Raw genomic sequence first — 17,173 nt, forward strand, 5'->3', positions numbered from 1 at the left:
GTCAGGCCTGTCCGACTACGGTGTCGATGGAGACCTCGCCGGTCCCCAGGTCGTAGGTCGCGCCGACGACCGCGAGCCGTCCCTCGGCGATCGCGTCCGAGACGGCGCCGGAGCGCTCGATCACCTGGCGGAGCGTGGCCTCGAGATGGGCGGCGCCGACGGCTTCCTGCGGCAGGTCGGCGTCGGTGGTGCGGACCTGCTCGACACTCGGCGCGATGGCGTCGACGAGGGCCTGCAGGTGCGGCGCGGGCACCGGCTCACCGGAGCGGGCGGCGGCGACCGCTCCGCAGCGGGTGTGGCGGAGCACGACGACGAGCGGCGTGCCGAGCGCCACGACCGCGAACTCGATCGAGCCGAGGACGACGTCGTCGACGATCTGCCCGGCGTTGCGGATCGCGAAGAGGTCGCCGATACCGGCGTCGAAGACGTGCTCGAACGGCACGCGCGAGTCGGAGCACCCGAGGACGGTGGCGAACGGAGCCTGCGAACCGGTGAGCTCACCACGGCGGTCCGGGTCGATCCGGCCGGTGCGGCGCTTGTCGGCGGCGAAGCGGGCGTTGCCCTCGACGAGCAGGCGGAGGGCCTCGGACGGGGTGGCGGCGGCGCGGTCGGGCATGGGCTTCCTCGGGGTCGGGTGGGCTGCGTCGGGTGGGTCACTGCTGCGCGAACTGCTTCGACACGGCCGTGGCGACGGTCGTGAAGGACGCGTCGTCGGCGGTGCCGGACAGGACGATGGTGTTCCGGTCGAAGGTACCGACCAGCGAGTACGCGTGGTTGCCCGCGTCCTTGCCCTCGGCTCGCCGGTCGTACACGGTCCACTTCGTGCCCGCGATGGTGCGGTCACCGGTGGACGGCTTCTGGTCGAGCTGGTTCGCGACCCACGAGGCGTTCGCGTCGATGCCCTGCTGCAGGCCGATGTACTGCTTGTCGGGCGTGATCAGGCCGACCGTCCAGACCTTGACCTCGTCGGAGGTCTTGTCCTGGAAGTCGGCGCGGTTGGCGCTGTAGTCCTTCGGCAGGTCCGGGGCGGCGAGGGTCACGCCGGGGACGTTCGCCTGCGACGCGATCTGCTGGTAGTCGACGGTCCGGTCCACGGTCTGGTCGGGGCGGACCACGACGAGCACCAGGAACAGCACGATGCCGAGTGAGGCGATGAGGGCGAGCACGAGGTTGAACGCCGTCTGGTGCTCACGACGGGTGCGGCGTGCGGCGTCCTTGCGCGCCCAGGTCTCCTCAGCCGTCTCGGGGCGGCCGAGCTCGGCGACGATCGGGCGGCCGTCGGCGTCGGTCACCGGTCCGCTCCGTCCTGGTCGCCCGCTCCGTCCGCGTTCGCACCGGCGGTGGAGGCACGGGCGGCGTCGAGCCGGGCGCGGGCGCCGACCAGCCACTCCTCGCACCGGGCGGCGAGGGACTCCCCGCGCTCCCACAGCGCCAGCGAACGCTCGAGCGTCGCGGACCCCTGCTCGAGCTCCGTGACGACGCGCACGAGTTCGTCGCGCGCCGCTTCGTAGCTCAGCGACTGCACGTCGGACGGCACGGGTTCCTGCTGGGTCGACACCACTCGATCCTACCGAGCACCCTCCGACGCGGCGTACCGGCGGCCGGACCGGTGGAGAACGGTGCGGCGCCGGATCCCGCGGCCCGCGGCGCCGGGCGCGTCCGGCTCGGCGGCAGGCCCCGAACCCGTCAGGCCCCGGACCCGTCAGGCTCCGGACCCGTCCGGCCCCGGCCCGTCCGGCTCGAGCGTGCCGGTCGCCGTGCCCGCCCCGAGCGTCACGTGCACGGGCGTCGGCCCCGACAGGTCGTCGGTGCCGCGGACGACCCCGCCGTCCGCGGTCTGCACGATGGCGTAGCCCCGCCGCAGCGTGTCCCGCGGGGAGAGCGCGCGGAGCCGGCCGGTCAGGTGCCCGACGTCGCTGTGCGAGCGCTCGAGCCGACGGTCGAGCAGCTCGCGGGCGCGGGAGAGGTCGCGCGCCACCTCCTCTGCCCGGGTGTCGACGAGCCACGCGGTCGACGCCAGGGCGGGGCGGGAGCGGAGCGCGGCGATCCGGTCGGCCTCGACCGACAGGGTGTGCGACAGCCGCAGGCCCAGGCGTGCCCGGGCCTGCCGGACGTTGGCGAGCTCCTCGGCCACGTCCGGCACGACCCGCTTCGCCGCGTCGGTCGGGGTCGAGGCGCGGAGGTCAGCGACCTCGTCGAGGATCGGCCGGTCGGCCTCGTGCCCGATCGCCGAGACGATCGGCGTCGACGCGGCCGCCGCGGTGCGGACCAGCCCCTCGTCGCTGAAGCCGAGCAGGTTCTGGAAGTCTCCGCCACCGCGGGCCACGATGATGACGTCGACGGTCGGGTCGGCGTCGAGCTCGACGATCGCGGCCGTGACCTCGCCCACCGCGCGTTCGCCCTGCACGGCGGTGTGCACCGTGCGGAACTCCACCTGCGGCCACCGCAGCTGCGCGTTCCGCTTGACGTCCTTCTCGGCGTCGGAGTCCTTGCCGGTGATCAGGCCGATGCGGTGCGGCAGGAACGGCAGGCGCTTCTTGCGGGCGGGGTCGAACAACCCCTCGGCCGCCAGGGTCCGGCGCAGCCGTTCGAGGCGCTCGAGCAGGTCACCGAGCCCGACGTGCTTCATCTCGACGACCTGCATGGTCAGCGAGCCGCCCTTGACCCAGTAGTTCGGTTTGACGGCCGCGACCACCCGGGCGCCCTGCTTCAGGTCCGCCGGCACGCGGGAGCGCACGCTCGACCAGATCGAGAAGGACACGGTCGCGTCGACCTCGACGTCCTTGAGCTTGCCGTAGACGTTGCCGCCGGCGACGTTCCACTGGGTGATCTCGCCCTCGACCCAGGCGACGCCGAGCCGGTCGATCCAGTCGCGGATCTTCGCGCCGAGCAGCGCGACGGGCCACGGGTTGTCGGCCGTCGGTGGGCCCTGCTCGATCGCCATGCCCCCATGCTGCCGCATCCCGGCGACACCGCCGGGCCGAGCGACCGCCGACCGGCGACACCGCGTGGCCGCGCGACCGTCGGCGATGCCGGGCCGCGCACCCCGCCGTCCCAGGCCCCGTGCCGCCCGCGCACCTATCATCGGGGGCGTGACGATCACCAACGGCCGAACGGTCCCGCTCGCCCCGCCGCGCGTGCACGCAGCGCGGGGTCGCCTGCGGGACGAGCCGGTCCCGGGCGACAAGAAGGTCCTGCTCGCCGCCCCGCGCGGCTACTGCGCCGGGGTCGACCGGGCCGTCGTCGCGGTCGAGAAGGCCCTGGAGCAGTACGGCGAACCCGTCTACGTGCGCAAGCAGATCGTCCACAACGTGCACGTCGTCTCCACGCTCGAGCAGCGCGGTGCGGTGTTCGTCGACGACGTCACCGAGGTCCCGCACGGCGCCCACGTCGTCTTCAGCGCCCACGGAGTGTCCCCGGCGGTCGTCGCCGGCGCCGCCGAGCGCGACCTGCACGCCATCGACGCGACCTGCCCGCTCGTCACGAAGGTGCACCGCGAGGCCACCCGGTTCGCGAAGGCCGAGCGCACGATCATCCTCATCGGCCACGCCGGGCACGAGGAGGTCGAGGGCACGATGGGCCACGCCCCCGAACGCACCATCCTGGTGAACGGCCCCGAGGACGTCGCCGCGCTCGAGGTCCCGGACCCTGACAACCTCGTCTGGCTGTCGCAGACCACGCTGAGCGTCGACGAGACCATGGAGACCGTCCGCCGGCTCCGCGAGAAGTTCCCGTCCATCGAGAACCCGCCGTCGGACGACATCTGCTACGCCACCCAGAACCGCCAGGTCGCGGTGAAGAAGGTCGCCCCCGCCGCCGACCTGGTCATCGTGGTCGGCTCGGCGAACTCCTCGAACAGCGTCCGACTGGTCGAGGTCGCGCTCGAGCACGGCGCGAAGGCCGCGCACCGGGTCGACTACGCCGAGGAGATCCGCCAGGAGTGGCTCCACGGCGTCGCCACGGTCGGTGTGACGAGCGGCGCCTCGGTGCCCGAGGAACTCGTCGCCGAGGTGCTCGAGCAGCTCGCGGACGCCGGCTACGGCACCGTCGAGGAGATCGTCACCGCGCACGAGGACCTCATGTTCTCGCTCCCGAAGGAGCTCCGCACCGACGCGTCGGGCAACCCGACGCGTGCGCTCGGCGGGCGTCGCCGGTGAGCGGCGGGGACTGGTCCGCGGCCCCGGCCCGCGAGCCGGGTCACGTCGACGAGACGGCGCTCGGCCGGGAGGCACGCCCCGCCTCCGCCGGGTCGGCTGCCGGTCCCGCGGTCGGCCGGGTCCACGGCCGTCCGGCACCGGAGTACGGCGAGTACGCCCCGGAGGGGTGGGTGAACCCGGTCCTGGAGGCCCAGCGCCGCGAGGACGAGCGTCGAGCCCAGGAGCGCCGCGAGGAGCAGCCGATCGCGACGGCGAAGTCCGCGGCGGCCGCCCAGCAGGTACCGCGCAGCCGGTTCGGCGCGTCCCCGCTCGACTTCGTGCTGACGGTCGGACTGCTCGTCACCGGGCTGTTCTCGACCGTGCAGTCGCTCTCGGTGTCGCAGGTCGCGTCCTCGGTGCGCGAGACCTTCGAGCAGCAGTACACGACCTTCGCGGACCCAGCAGCCCTGTCCACCGCGGCCGTGGTCGGTGCGATCGGCAGCGTCGTCGTGTTCGCGCTGGTGACGTGGTGGTCGATCCGTCGCCTCCGGGCACGCCGACGGACCTTCTGGGTGCCGCTCCTCGGCGGGGTCGTCGCCACGGCGATCAGCGTCACCGCGTTCATCGTGGTCGTGCTGCAGGACCCCAGGTTCCTGCAGGCCGTGATGCAGCACTCCGGCGGCTGAGCCCGCCCGACGAGTGCGCCCGACGAGCCCTACCCGGCCAGGAAGGCGGCGACCGCGCCGTGCAGTGCCGCGAGGTCGTCGACGTGCACGAGCTCACGGACCGAGTGCATCGACAGCAGGCCGACGCCGATGTCGATCGTCGGGATGCCGAGCCGCGTCGCCGCGATCGGGCCGATCGTCGAGCCGCCCGGGATCGTGTTCACGTTGACGAACGGCTGCCACGGCACGCCGGCGGTGTCGCACGCGGCAGCCCAGACCGCCTCGCCCTTCGCCTCGGTCATGTAGCGCTGGTTCGCGCTGGTCTTCAGGAGCGGACCGCCGCCGGGACGCGGGCGGTTCGTCGGGTCGTGCTTCTCCGGCTGGTTCGGGTGCACGAGGTGCCCGGCGTCGCTCGACAGCAGCCACGAGGCACGGAACGCCCGGGCAGCCTCGGACCGCGAGGCGCCGAGGCCCTCCTGCAAGCGTCCGAGCACGTCCTCGAGGAACGGACCACCGGCACCGGACGGCGTCGAGGAGCCGATCTCCTCGTGGTCGAACGCGGCGAACACGGGGATGTGCGCGCCGTCCGCGGGGGCGTCGACGATCCCGCGGAGTCCCGCGTGCACGCTCGTCAGGTTGTCCATCCGTCCGGACGCCAGGAACTCCCGCTCGATGCCGATCCGCGCCGGGGCCTGCGTGTCGGCCAGGAAGAGGTCCCACGACACCGCGTCGCCCACCCGGGCACGCAGCCACGCGGTGACGTCCGTGCCGCCGTCGTCGCCGCCCACGCCGACGATCGGGATCGTGTGGCGCTGCCGGTCGATCTCCTTGCCGTCGTTCACCCCGCGGTCGAGGTGGATCGCGAGGTTCGGGATGCGCGCGACGGGCCCGGTGGACACGAGCCGCACGCTGCCGTCGGCGTCGACCACCCGGCCGGCGATCTGCAGGTCGCGGTCGAACCACGTCGACAGGAGCGCTCCGCCGTAGACCTCGACGTTGAGCTGCTCCCACCCGAGGGTCCGCACGGCGGGGTTCGGCTTGACGCGGAACGTGGGGGAGTCGGTGTGCGCGCCGAGGATGCGGAACGGGGTCGTCGCGGTCGCGCCCTCCGGCAGTCGCCAGGCGATGAGTGCGCCGTCACGGACGACGACGTAGGCGCCGGCCTCGGTCGGCCACGCGTCGAGCTCGGACAGCTCGGTGAAGCCCGCCGCGACGAGTCGGTCGCGGGCCGCCGCTGCCGCGTGGAACGCGGTGGGGGACTCGGTGACGTACTGGGCGAACTCGGAGGCGATGGCGTCGGCGGTCACCCGACCATCGTGGCACGGCCCGCGGTGCACGACGCCCAGTGGTGACCGGACGCAGGACGGGGCGCGTCCGTCGGACGCGCCCCGTGCCTCCCGTCCGGTGTGGACTAGCCCTTGGTGTGCCCGGCCGAGCCGAGGACCTTCGCCGCCTCGCCGACGCGGGCCGCCATGGCCGTCTCGGCCACCTTGCCCCAGGCGCGGGGGTCGTACTGCTTCTTGTTGCCGACCTCGCCGTCGACCTTCAACACGCCCTCGTAGTTCCGGAACATCGAGTCGGCGATCGAGCGCGTGAACGCGTACTGCGTGTCCGTGTCGATGTTCATCTTGATGACGCCGTTGCGGACGGCCTCGTGGATCTCGTCGTCGGTCGAGCCGGAGCCGCCGTGGAAGACCAGGTCGAGCGGGTTCTCGCCGGTGCCGTGCTTCTCGGCGACGGAACGCTGGATCTCGCCGAGGAGCTCCGGACGCAGCTTGACGCCCCCCGGCTTGTACACGCCGTGCACGTTGCCGAAGGTGAGCGCCGCGATCCAGCGACCCTGGTCGCCCAGGCCGAGCGCGTCGACGACCTTCTCGACGTCGTTCGGGGTCGTGTAGAGCGCGTCGTTCGTGCCCTCGTGCTGGACGCCGTCCTCCTCGCCGCCGACGACGCCGATCTCGACCTCGAGGATCGCGTTGATGTTCCGCGTCTTCTCGATCATGGTCTTGGCGATCTCGATGTTCTCGTCGAGCGGCACCGCGGAGCCGTCCCACATGTGCGACTGGAAGATCGGGTTGCGGCCCTGGCGGACCTCTTCCTCGCTCGCGGCGATGAGCGGCAGGACGAAGCCGTCGAGGGCGTCCTTCGGGCAGTGGTCGGTGTGCAGCGCGACCGTGATGTCGTAGTTCTTCGCGACCTCGTGGGCGAAGCGCGCCATCGCGAGGGCGCCGGCAGCGCGGTTCTTCACGGTGTGGCCGGCGAAGTAGTCGGCGCCGCCCGTCGTCACCTGGAGGATGCCGTCCGAGCCGGCTTCCTGGAGTCCCTGGAGGACGGCGTTGATCGTCTGCGAGGAGGACACGTTCACCGCGGGGTAGGCGAACTTGCCGGCCTTCGCTCGTTCGAGCATCTCGGCGTACTGTTCCGGCGTTGCGATGGGCACTGCGATCTCCTTCGACGTGGTGGTGTCCACGCCGAGCCTAGTCAGGCGGACTGGAGGCGTTACGGGTGCACGTCCGTGCACCCGGTGTAGCTCCTGTGAGGGCGGTGGGTAGGCTCTGGTCGTGACTCCCAGCACTGAGACCGGTTCCCTGTTCCTCCAGCCCGACCGCAACCTGGCGCTCGAGCTCGTGCGTGCGACGGAGGCCGCCGCGATCCGTGCGCAGCCGTGGGTGGGTCGGGGTGAGAAGAACCTCGCGGACGGTGCCGCCGTCGACGCGATGCGCAAGTTCCTCGGCACCGTGAACTTCGACGGCGTGGTCGTCATCGGTGAGGGCGAGAAGGACAACGCCCCGATGCTCTACAACGGCGAGCACGTCGGCAACGGCCACGGCCCGGCCTGCGACATCGCGGTCGACCCGATCGACGGCACCTCGCTCACCGCCGCCGGTCGACAGAACGCGATCTCGGTGATGGCCGTCTCGGACCGCGGTTCGATGTACGACCCGTCGGCCGTGTTCTACATGGACAAGATCGCCGCCGGGCCCGAGGGCCGTGGGGTCCTCGACCTGGAGAAGCCGATCGGCGAGAACATCCGCGCCCTGGCGAAGGCGAAGCACAAGGACATCGAGGACATGCAGATCGCCGTCCTCGACCGGCCCCGCCACGACGAGCTGATCCGCGCGATCCGTGCGACCGGTGCCGGCACGCGCCTGCTGCTCGACGGTGACGTCGCGGGCGGCATCTCGGCGGCGCTGCCCGGCTCGAAGATCGACATGTGCGTCGGTGTCGGCGGGACCCCGGAGGGCATCATCACCGCGTGCGCGATCAAGGCGCTCGGCGGCGTGATCCTCGGCAAGCTCCAGCCCAAGGACGACGAGGAGCGCCAGAAGGCGATCGACGCCGGGCACGACCTGGACAAGGTCCTCGACCAGGACGACCTCGTCACGGGCGACAACACGTTCTTCGTCGCGACCGGTGTCACCGACGGTGTCCTCGTCGACGGTGTCCGCCGTTCACGCGGTGTCATCCACACGGACTCGCTCGTGCTGCGGTCCCGCTCGAACACGATCCGCCGGATCCAGGCCGACCACCGCGCCGAGAAGTGGTTCTGATCCGCCGCACGTGACGGGGATCGCACCCCCAGGCTGACATCGCACCCCGTCTCGGCGGGGTGCGATGTTCGTTCCCGGGTGCAACGCGCCGCAGCGGCCGCTCAGTCCTCGTCGAGCGCCCCGACCAGCTCCGGCGCCGTGAGCAACCGCGGCTCGTCCTCGATCGACACCGGGTCGGCGATGACCTTCGACTCGTCGAGCAGCGACAGCCGCCTGGCACTCGGCAGCACCTGCCGCTCGAGCGACCCCACGAACCGGTTGTAGTCGACCACGGACCCCCGGATGGCCCGTCCGAGCTTGTCCACGTGCCCGCCGAGGGTCGCGAGTCGGCCGTACAGCTCGCGCGACACCGTGAAGAGCTCGCGCGCCTCGGCCGTGACGACGTCCTGCTGCCACGAGAACGCCACGGTCTTCAGGACCGACCAGAGCGTGACGGGCGAGGCGAGTGCGATCCGCTTCCGGAACGCGTGGTCGAGCAGCCCGGGGTCGGCGGCGAGGGCGCTCGAGATGAGGGACTCGGACGGGATGAACGCGATGGTGAGCTCGGGGGAGGCGTCGTACCCGGACCAGTACTCGCGCGCCGCGAGGGCGTCGACGTGCGCCCGGAGCGCCTTGACGTGCTGTGCGACGAGCTGGTCGCGCCGTGCGCCCTCGGCGCCGGTGGCTCCCGCCGGGATCTCCGCCGCCTGCAGGTAGGCGCTGAAGGGCACCTTGGCGTCGACGGCGATCGTCTTGCCGCCGGGCAGGTGCACGACCATGTCGGGTCGAGCGGCGCCGGCCGACGTGGTGACGGCGGACTGCACGTCGAAGTCCACGCGTTCGAGCAGCCCGGCCGCCTCGACCACGTTCCGCAGCTGGGTCTCGCCCCAGACGCCCCGCGTGCTGTTCGAGGACAGGGCGCTCGCGAGCGTGTCGGCGGTGGCGCGCAGCCGTTCCTCGGACTCGGCGGCGGACCGGAGCTGTGCGGAGAGCGCGCCGTACTGCTCGCTGCGGGACTGCTCGAGCTCGGCGATCTTGGCGCGCATCACGTCGAGGGTCTGCGCGACGGGGCTCAGCGCCGAGAGCACCTTCGACTCGCCCTGCTGGCGCGCCGCGTCCACCCCGTGCATCCGCTGCAGCAGGTGCTCGAGCTCGGCGGTTCGGCGTTCGAGCGAGTCGACCTGCCGCCGGTACTGGGCGTCCTGCGCGTCGAGCCGCTCCTCGGCGTCGGAGCGGACCGTGTCGAGCTGCGCGCGCAGCGCGTCGGCCGTCGCATGTGCGGCGGCCGCGTCGACGCCGGCCCGGGAGCGGGCGAGCGACCAGGCGACGACGGCGCCGACGGCGGCGCCGAGCACGAGACCGATGACCAGCGCGAGGATCTGCATGACGCAACCGTGGCAGTGCCCACCGACACCGTGCCTCCAGGCCGGCGGTGTGGCGTCGTCAACCCGCACCGATCCATGTAATGACATTCGGCCAAACGCGGTGTACAGTCGTGACCGTCCGACGATGAAGCCGCACGGAAGGTCCCCGCGTCGCATGACCGATGAAGCGCCCCACGCACACGACGTGATCACCATGGGCCGCGTGTCCGTCGACATCTACCCGCAGCAGACCGGCCCGCTCGAGGACGTCACGACCTTCTCGAAGTCGGTCGGAGGCAGCGCCACGAACGTCGCCATCGCCGCCGCACGGCACGGTGCCGACGCCGCCGTGATCACCCGCACGGGCGACGACCCGTTCGGTCGCTACATCGCTCGGACACTGCCCGAGTTCGGCGTCGCGAACACGTTCGTGGAGACCGTCGCGGGGCTCAACACCCCCGTCGCGTTCTGCGAGGTGTTCCCGCCGGACGACTTCCCGCTGTACTTCTACCGGGCCCCGAAGGCGCCGGACCTGATGATCACCACGAAGTCCCTTCCGCTGCACGAGATCGAGCGCGCGCGGGTCTTCTGGACCACGGTCACGGGCCTCAGCGAGGAGCCGAGCCGCAGCGCCCACCACGCGGCATTGAGGGCGCGGAGCGAAGCGGAGCTTGCCCGAGGGATGTATACAGTGCTCGACCTGGACTACCGGGCGATGTTCTGGTCGAACCCCGCGGCGGCGACGCGCGAGGTCGCCGTCGCCCTGGAGCACGCGACCGTCGCCGTCGGCAACCGCGAGGAGTGCGAGGTCGCGGTGGGGGAGACCGACCCGGTCCGCGCGGCCGACGCCCTGCTCGAACGGGGCGTCGAGGTCGCGATCGTGAAGCAGGGCCCCAAGGGCGTGCTCGCCAAGACCCGCGACGAGGTGGTCGAGTTCCGCCCGCACACCATCGACGTCGTCAACGGCCTGGGGTCGGGCGACGGGTTCGGGGGCGCGCTCGTGCACGGCCTGCTGCAGGGGTGGTCGCTCGACCGCACCCTCGCGTTCGCGAACGCTGCCGGGGCCATCGTCGCCACCCGCTTCGAGTGCTCGACGGCGATGCCGACGAGCGACGAGATCGAGCAGTTCCTGCAGGAGAACCCCGTGCAGCCCACCAAGGAGGACGTCGATGCCTGAGATCAGCTCCGCCGACTTCGCCCGCCTGCGCGACCTGCGGGCCGGTGCACCGGAGCGGGTCGCGGACGTGCTCCGCACCCGCACCCGTCGCCCGCTGCTCGCCGACGACGGCAAGCTCTTCATCGTCGCCGCCGACCATCCGGCGCGCGGCGCCCTGGCGGTCGGGTCGGACGCCACGGCCATGGCCGACCGCTACGACCTGCTCGAGCGGCTCGTCGTCGCCCTCGGCCGGCCGGGCGTCGACGGGGTGCTCGGGACGCCGGACGTCCTCGAGGACCTCGCGCTCCTCGGCGCACTCGACGGCAAGGTCGTCGTCGGGTCGATGAACCGCGGCGGACTCCGCGGCGCGACGTTCGAGCTCGACGACCGCTACACCGCGTACTCCGCGCAGGCGATCAAGGACGCCGGGCTCGACTTCGCGAAGCTGCTGGTCCGCGTGGCCCTCGAGGACGCCGGCACCGTCGCGACCCTCGAGGCGACGGCGAAGGCGGTCAGCGAGGCCGCCGCGCTGCAGCTGCCGATCATGCTCGAGCCGTTCATGTCCTCGTGGCGCGACGGCAGGGTCGTCAACGACCTGTCGGCCGACGCGGTGATCACGTCGATGGCCATCGCCGCCGGACTCGGCGAGTCGAGTGCCTACAGCTGGCTGAAGATCCCGGTCGTCGACGACATGGCGCGCGTGATGGCGGCGACCACGCTGCCGACGTTGCTGCTCGGCGGCGACCCCTCCGGCAGCCCGGACGAGACGTACGCGACGTGGGCCGACGCCCTCGCGCTCCCCGGGGTCCGCGGACTGGTCGTCGGGCGCACCCTCCTCTACCCCCGGGACGGCGACGTGGCCGCGGCCGTCGACGTCGCCGCGTCCCTCGTCCACGGCCAGGAGGACCGGGGCCGGTCCGCCGCACCGGCGCACGTCCCGCACTCCTCGACCCCGGCACCCGCCCAGCAGATCCCGCCCCTGTCCGTCCCGGAAGGAAGCAACGCATGACCACCACCGAGTCGACCGACCAGCGGTCCGGCACCACGACCGTCGGCCACTGGATCGACGGGGAGCACGTCACCTCGACCTCCGGTCGGACGGCGCCCGTGTACGACCCGGCGCTCGGCGTCGTGACGAAGCAGGTCGCCCTCGCGGACCAGGCCGAGATCCAGCGCGCGATCGCCAGCGCCAAGGCGGCCTTCCCGGCGTGGGCCGACCTGTCGCTCACCAAGCGCCAGCAGGTCCTCTTCGCCTTCCGCGAGATCCTGAACCGCGACAAGGCCGAGCTGGCCGAGATCATCACCAGCGAGCACGGCAAGGTCGTCTCGGACGCGCTCGGCGAGATCGCCCGCGGACAGGAGGTCGTGGAGCTCGCGACGAACATCCCGTCGCTCATGAAGGGCGAGTTCTCCGACCAGGTCTCGACCGGGATCGACGTCTACTCGATCCGGCAGCCGCTCGGCGTCGTCGGCATCATCTCGCCGTTCAACTTCCCGGCGATGGTCCCGCTCTGGTTCCTGCCGATCGCGATCGCAGCCGGCAACACCGTCGTGCTGAAGCCGAGCGAGAAGGACCCGTCCGCGGCGATCTGGCTCGCGCGGAAGTTCCAGGAGGCCGGGCTGCCCGACGGTGTCTTCACCGTGCTGAACGGCGACAAGGAGTCGGTCGATGGCCTGCTCACGAGCCCCGACGTCGAGTCGATCTCGTTCGTCGGTTCGACGCCCATCGCGCAGTACGTCTACGAGACGGGCACGAAGCACGGCAAGCGCGTGCAGGCCCTCGGCGGCGCGAAGAACCACATGCTCGTGTTGCCGGACGCCGACCTCGACCTCGTCGCGGACAACGCGATCAACGCGGGCTTCGGCTCCGCGGGTGAGCGCTGCATGGCGATCTCGGTCGTCGTCGCGGTCGAGCCGGTCGCCGACGAGCTCATCGCGAAGATCACGGAGCGCGCGGCGACGCTGCGCATCGGGGACGGGCGCCGTGGCTGCGACATGGGCCCGCTCGTCACCGAGCAGCACCGCGACAAGGTCGCCTCGTACATCGAGGTCGCCGAGCAGGACGGTGCGGTGATCGTGGTGGACGGCCGCACCGTCCGACCCGACGGCGACGAGAACGGCTTCTGGCTCGGCCCGACGCTGATCGACCGGGTGCCCACGACCAGCCGCGTCTACACCGAGGAGATCTTCGGCCCGGTGCTGTCGGTCGTCCGCGTGCGGTCCTACGAGGAGGGCCTCGAGCTCATCAACTCCGGCGCGTACGGCAACGGCACGGCGATCTTCACGAACGACGGCGGCGCCGCCCGGCGCTTCCAGCGCGACGTGCAGGTCGGCATGATCGGCATCAACGTCCCGATCCCCGTGCCGGTCGCGTACTACTCGTTCGGCGGCTGGAAGAACTCGCTGTTCGGCGACCACAAGGCGTACGGCGCCGACGGCGTGAGCTTCTTCACGCGGCAGAAGGCGATCACCTCCCGATGGGCAGATCCAGCCGAGAGGGGTGGTCCCTCGCACGGCGGGATCAACCTCGGATTCCCGTCGAACGGCTGAGCCGACGCATGACGAACGACAACTGGTTCAACCCGAAGGGCAGTCGCCCCGAGGACGGCTGGACCGACGTGGTCGACGGCCGCGTCGACGGCTGGACCCACACCGGCATCCGCACGGGTGAGCTGACCGACGGAGGCGAGCTGCGCCTCCCGGCCGCTCCCGTGGAGCGCATGGTCGTGCCGCTCTCGGGGAGCTTCCACGTCACCTGGTCCGGTGCCGAGAACGGCGAGCAGGGCCTGGAGGGACGTGGCGGGGTCTTCGAGGGACCGACCGACGTCCTGTACCTGGGGTCCGGACTGCAGGCGCAGATCACCGGATCCGGACGGGTCGCGGTGGCCGAGGCGCCCACCGACGTCGTCAAGCCGGTCGCGTACATCGCGAAGGCCGACGTCCCCGTCGAGCTCCGTGGGGCCGGACAGTCGTCGCGGCAGGTGCACAACTTCGGCACCCCGGCCGGGCTCGACGCGGTGAAGCTCCTGGCGTGCGAGGTGATCACGCCGGCCGGCAACTGGTCGTCGTACCCGCCGCACAAGCACGACACGCACCGTGACGGCGAGGAGTCGAACCTCGAGGAGATCTACTACTACGAGGTCGACGTGGCCCGCGGTGTGGACGCCCCCGCCGGCGCCGAGCCCTTCGCGCTGCACCGCACCTACGCGTCGGACGACCGGCCCATCGACGAGTTCCGTCAGGTCCGCACCGGCGACGTCGCCCTGGTGCCGTACGGCTGGCACGGACCCGCGGTCGCCGCACCGGGCTACGACATGTACTACCTGAACGTGATGGCCGGGCCCGACCCGGAGCGCGTCTGGAACATCACCGACGACCCCGCGCACGGCTGGGTCCGCCAGGTGTGGGACACCGAGACGATCGACCCGCGCCTGCCCTACGGAGAGGACACCGCCCGATGAACACCCGTCGGATGACCGTCGGCCAGGCCCTGGTCGAGTTCCTGGCGAACCAGTGGACCGTCGACGGCGACCACCGCGAGCGGACCGTCCCCGGGATCTTCGGGATCTTCGGGCACGGCAACGTCGCCGGGCTCGGGCAGGCGATCAAGCAGCTGCACGTCGAGCAACCCGGTCTGCTGCCGTACCACCAGGCGCGCAACGAGCAGGCGATGGTGCACCAGGCCGTCGGCTTCGCCCGCATGCACCGCCGCCGCGCGACCTTCGCCGCGACGGCCTCGGTCGGCCCCGGAGCGGCGAACATGCTGACCGCCGCGGCGCTCGCCACGACGAACCGGCTCCCGGCGCTGCTGCTGCCGTCGGACACCTTCGCCACGCGGACCACCGACCCCGTGCTGCAGCAGATCGAGCTGCCGCACGACACCTCGCTCCAGGTGACGGACGCGTTCCGCCCGCTGTCGCGCTACTTCGACCGGGTGGAGCGACCCGAGCAGCTGTTCTCGATCGCCCTCGCGGCGATGCGCGTGCTGACCGACCCGGCCGAGACCGGCGCCGTGACCATCGCGCTGCCCGAGGACGTCCAGGCCGAGGCGCTCGACGTCCCGGTCGCGTTCCTGCAGCCCCGCGAGTGGCACATCCGACGGCCGCTGCCCGAGCGCGGGCCGCTCGCCCGCGCGGTCGCGGCCATCCGGGCGGCGGAGCGCCCCGTGGTCGTCGCCGGCGGCGGCGTGCTCTACGCCGACGCGGTCGACGCGCTGCGGGAGTTCGTCGAGGCGACGGGCATCCCGGTCGGCACGTCCCAGGCCGGCGGTGGTGCCCTCGCGTGGGACCACCCGCAGTACCTCGGCGGCATCGGCGCGACGGGCACGGCCGCGGCCAACGCCGTCGCGGCGCAGGCCGACGTCGTGATCGGGATCGGCACGCGCTACAGCGACTTCACGACCGCGTCCCGGACCGCGTTCCAGGACCCCGACGTCACCTTCGTCAACGTGAACGTGGCGTCCTTCGACGCCTACAAGCACGGGTCGCAGCTGCCGGTGATCGCCGACGCCCGCGAGACCCTGACCGCCCTGACGGCCGAGCTCGCGTCGTACTCGGTGGACGCCGGGTACGCCGACGAGATCGCGACGCGCAAGGCCGAGTGGGACGCGGTCGTCGACGCCGCACTCGCGCCGTCCGGCAACGCGTTGCCCGGGCAGGCCGAGATCATCGGCGCCGTCCAGCGCGCGTCCGACCCGCGGGACGTCGTCATCCAGGCGGCCGGGTCGCTCCCGGGCGACCTGCACAAGCTGTGGCGGGTGCGCGACGAGCTCGGCTACCACGTCGAGTACGCGTTCTCGTGCATGGGCTACGAGATCGCCGGCGGGATCGGTGTCCGACGTGCCGCCCCCGACCGCGACGCGATCGTGATGGTCGGCGACGGCTCGTACCTGATGCTGCACACCGAGCTCGTCACCGCCGTGGCCGAGGGCATCAAGATCGTCGTCGTCCTCATCCAGAACCACGGGTACGCGTCGATCGGGCACCTGTCCGAGACCGTCGGGTCCGAGCGGTACGGCACGAAGTACCGCTACCTGGACGAGACGCAGTCGTTCGAGAACGGCGACCCGCTGCCCGTCGACCTCGCCGCGAACGCCCGCTCGTACGGCGTGGACGTGATCGAGGTGCAGCCGGGGCCGGACGTGATCGCCGACCTCGAGGCCGCCGTCCGCCAGGCCAAGGCGAACGACCACACCACGCTCGTGCACGTCGACTCCGACCCGCTCGTCTACGCCCCGGACGGCCACGGCTGGTGGGACGTCCCGGTCGCCCAGACCTCGACCCTGCCGAGCACCCGGCAGGCCCGCGCCGAGTACGAGCAGCAGGTCGCCGCCCAGCGCCCGCTGCTCGGCTGAGACACCCGCCCACCACTGCAGAGAGACACCACCCGCCATGACCGAAACCCCTGCCGCCTCGATCCGCATCGGCACCGCTCCCGACTCGTGGGGCGTGTGGTTCGCGGACGACCCGAACCAGGTGCCGTGGCAGCGCTTCCTGGACGAAGCCGCCGCCGCCGGGTACCGGTGGATCGAGCTCGGCCCCTACGGCTACCTGCCGACCGACCCCGCGCAGCTGTCCGACGAGCTCGAGTCCCGCGGACTCCGGCTGTCCGCCGGCACCGTGTTCACGGGCTTCCACAAGGGCGAGGACCAGTTCCAGCGCGCGTGGGACCAGGCGGTCAAGGTCGCCGGGCTCGCCGCAGCGCTCGGTGCCGAGCACCTGGTGACGATCCCCGACCTGTGGCGCTCGGACGCCACCGCCGAGGTGCTCGAGTCCCGCACGCTGACCGACGAGCAGTGGCAGCGGCTCGGCAAGGGGCACGACCAGCTCGGCAAGGCGCTGCTCGAGGAGTACGGCGTCCACCAGCAGTTCCACACCCACGCCGACAGCCACGTCGGGACCTACCGCGAGACCGTGCGGTTCCTGTCGGAGACGGACCCCGCGTACACGAACCTCTGCCTGGACACGGGTCACTTCGCCTACTACGGCGGCGACAACCTCGAGCTCATCGCCGAACACCCCGAGCGCATCGGCTACCTGCACCTCAAGCAGGTCGACACCGACCTGCTGTTCGACGTCCTGAAGAACGACGTCCCGTTCGGCGACGCCGTCGCGCAGGGGATCATGACCGAGCCCCCGCACGGCACCCCCGAGCTGGCACCGATCATCGAGGCCGTCGCCGCGATCAACCCGCAGATCTTCGGGATCGTCGAGCAGGACATGTACGGCTGCTCGGTCGACGCCCCCGGCCCGATCGCCGAGCGCACGTTCCAGCACATCTTCGGCTCGACCGCCGCCGCCCGCGTCTCCTGACGCACCGCCAG

General features: G+C 72.0%; 16 protein-coding genes. 9 read left to right on the top strand and 7 right to left on the bottom strand.

What is annotated here, in order from left to right; translation table 11 throughout:
- Position 1: 1 nt before the first annotated feature.
- From FB462_RS04950 to xseA, 4 genes are all read right to left on the bottom strand, one after another.
- Complete coding sequence (locus FB462_RS04950; RefSeq protein WP_141860512.1) at positions 2 to 616, bottom strand: carbonic anhydrase; 615 nt, start codon at positions 614 to 616, stop codon at positions 2 to 4.
- Between the two features lie 37 nt (positions 617 to 653).
- The gene (locus FB462_RS04955; RefSeq protein ID WP_141860514.1) at positions 654 to 1,292 is read right to left on the bottom strand and encodes a DUF4245 domain-containing protein; all 639 of its coding nucleotides are present in this window, start codon (positions 1,290 to 1,292) and stop codon (positions 654 to 656) included.
- Positions 1,289 to 1,558: an exodeoxyribonuclease VII small subunit gene (locus FB462_RS04960; RefSeq protein WP_141860516.1), complete on the bottom strand. Its 270-nt coding sequence runs from the start codon at positions 1,556 to 1,558 to the stop codon at positions 1,289 to 1,291. The genes FB462_RS04955 and FB462_RS04960 overlap by 4 nt, the downstream gene beginning before the upstream one ends.
- A 144-nt stretch (positions 1,559 to 1,702) precedes the next feature.
- Positions 1,703 to 2,944 (bottom strand): exodeoxyribonuclease VII large subunit, encoded by a 1,242-nt coding sequence (gene xseA / locus FB462_RS04965; protein WP_141860518.1) that lies wholly within the window; start codon positions 2,942 to 2,944, stop codon positions 1,703 to 1,705.
- Positions 2,945 to 3,092: 148 nt separating this feature from the next.
- Here xseA and FB462_RS04970 point away from each other — a divergent pair, with 148 nt between their 5' ends.
- Entirely contained in the window at positions 3,093 to 4,157 is a 1,065-nt protein-coding gene (locus FB462_RS04970) for a 4-hydroxy-3-methylbut-2-enyl diphosphate reductase (protein WP_141860520.1), read from the top strand.
- Positions 4,154 to 4,822, top strand: coding sequence for a DUF6264 family protein (locus FB462_RS04975; protein ID WP_058741755.1), 669 nt, complete (start codon positions 4,154 to 4,156; stop codon positions 4,820 to 4,822). The genes FB462_RS04970 and FB462_RS04975 overlap by 4 nt, the downstream gene beginning before the upstream one ends.
- 29 nt (positions 4,823 to 4,851) lie before the next feature.
- On the opposite strand, the gene FB462_RS04980 is transcribed toward FB462_RS04975, so the two are convergent.
- Together FB462_RS04980 and fbaA are read right to left on the bottom strand one after the other, a co-directional pair.
- A complete protein-coding gene (locus FB462_RS04980; protein WP_141860522.1) occupies positions 4,852 to 6,108 on the bottom strand; it encodes a M18 family aminopeptidase in 1,257 nt (418 codons plus the stop codon).
- A 104-nt stretch (positions 6,109 to 6,212) separates the two neighbouring features.
- Positions 6,213 to 7,241 (bottom strand): class II fructose-bisphosphate aldolase, encoded by a 1,029-nt coding sequence (gene fbaA / locus FB462_RS04985; protein ID WP_114849170.1) that lies wholly within the window; start codon positions 7,239 to 7,241, stop codon positions 6,213 to 6,215.
- A 121-nt stretch (positions 7,242 to 7,362) separates the two neighbouring features.
- On the opposite strand from fbaA, the gene glpX reads away from it, so the two are divergent.
- On the top strand, positions 7,363 to 8,352 hold the full coding sequence (gene glpX, locus FB462_RS04990) for a class II fructose-bisphosphatase (protein WP_114848921.1): 990 nt from the start codon (positions 7,363 to 7,365) through the stop codon (positions 8,350 to 8,352).
- Positions 8,353 to 8,453: 101 nt separating this feature from the next.
- On the opposite strand, the gene FB462_RS04995 is transcribed toward glpX, so the two are convergent.
- Positions 8,454 to 9,716, bottom strand: a complete 1,263-nt coding sequence (locus tag FB462_RS04995) for a DNA recombination protein RmuC (RefSeq protein ID WP_141860524.1) — start codon at positions 9,714 to 9,716, stop codon at positions 8,454 to 8,456.
- A 154-nt stretch (positions 9,717 to 9,870) separates the two neighbouring features.
- Here FB462_RS04995 and iolC point away from each other — a divergent pair, with 154 nt between their 5' ends.
- Genes iolC through FB462_RS05025 form a run of 6 tightly spaced genes read left to right on the top strand, consistent with a single transcriptional unit; the run spans position 9,871 to position 17,162 of the window.
- A complete protein-coding gene (gene iolC / locus FB462_RS05000) occupies positions 9,871 to 10,872 on the top strand; it encodes a 5-dehydro-2-deoxygluconokinase (RefSeq protein WP_141860526.1) in 1,002 nt (333 codons plus the stop codon).
- Positions 10,865 to 11,860, top strand: a complete 996-nt coding sequence (locus tag FB462_RS05005) for a class I fructose-bisphosphate aldolase (protein WP_229666763.1) — start codon at positions 10,865 to 10,867, stop codon at positions 11,858 to 11,860. The genes iolC and FB462_RS05005 overlap by 8 nt, the downstream gene beginning before the upstream one ends.
- On the top strand, positions 11,857 to 13,401 hold the full coding sequence (locus tag FB462_RS05010; RefSeq protein ID WP_141860528.1) for a CoA-acylating methylmalonate-semialdehyde dehydrogenase: 1,545 nt from the start codon (positions 11,857 to 11,859) through the stop codon (positions 13,399 to 13,401). Before FB462_RS05005 ends, FB462_RS05010 begins: the two co-directional genes overlap by 4 nt.
- Positions 13,402 to 13,409: 8 nt before the next feature.
- Entirely contained in the window at positions 13,410 to 14,312 is a 903-nt protein-coding gene (gene iolB / locus FB462_RS05015) for a 5-deoxy-glucuronate isomerase (RefSeq protein ID WP_141860530.1), read from the top strand.
- On the top strand, positions 14,309 to 16,204 hold the full coding sequence (gene iolD, locus FB462_RS05020; RefSeq protein WP_141860533.1) for a 3D-(3,5/4)-trihydroxycyclohexane-1,2-dione acylhydrolase (decyclizing): 1,896 nt from the start codon (positions 14,309 to 14,311) through the stop codon (positions 16,202 to 16,204). The genes iolB and iolD overlap by 4 nt, the downstream gene beginning before the upstream one ends.
- A 37-nt stretch (positions 16,205 to 16,241) precedes the next feature.
- Positions 16,242 to 17,162: a sugar phosphate isomerase/epimerase family protein gene (locus FB462_RS05025; protein WP_058741746.1), complete on the top strand. Its 921-nt coding sequence runs from the start codon at positions 16,242 to 16,244 to the stop codon at positions 17,160 to 17,162.
- The last annotated feature ends 11 nt before the right edge of the window (positions 17,163 to 17,173 follow it).

Source organism: Curtobacterium citreum (assembly GCF_006715175.1).
Taxonomy (GTDB): domain Bacteria; phylum Actinomycetota; class Actinomycetes; order Actinomycetales; family Microbacteriaceae; genus Curtobacterium; species Curtobacterium citreum.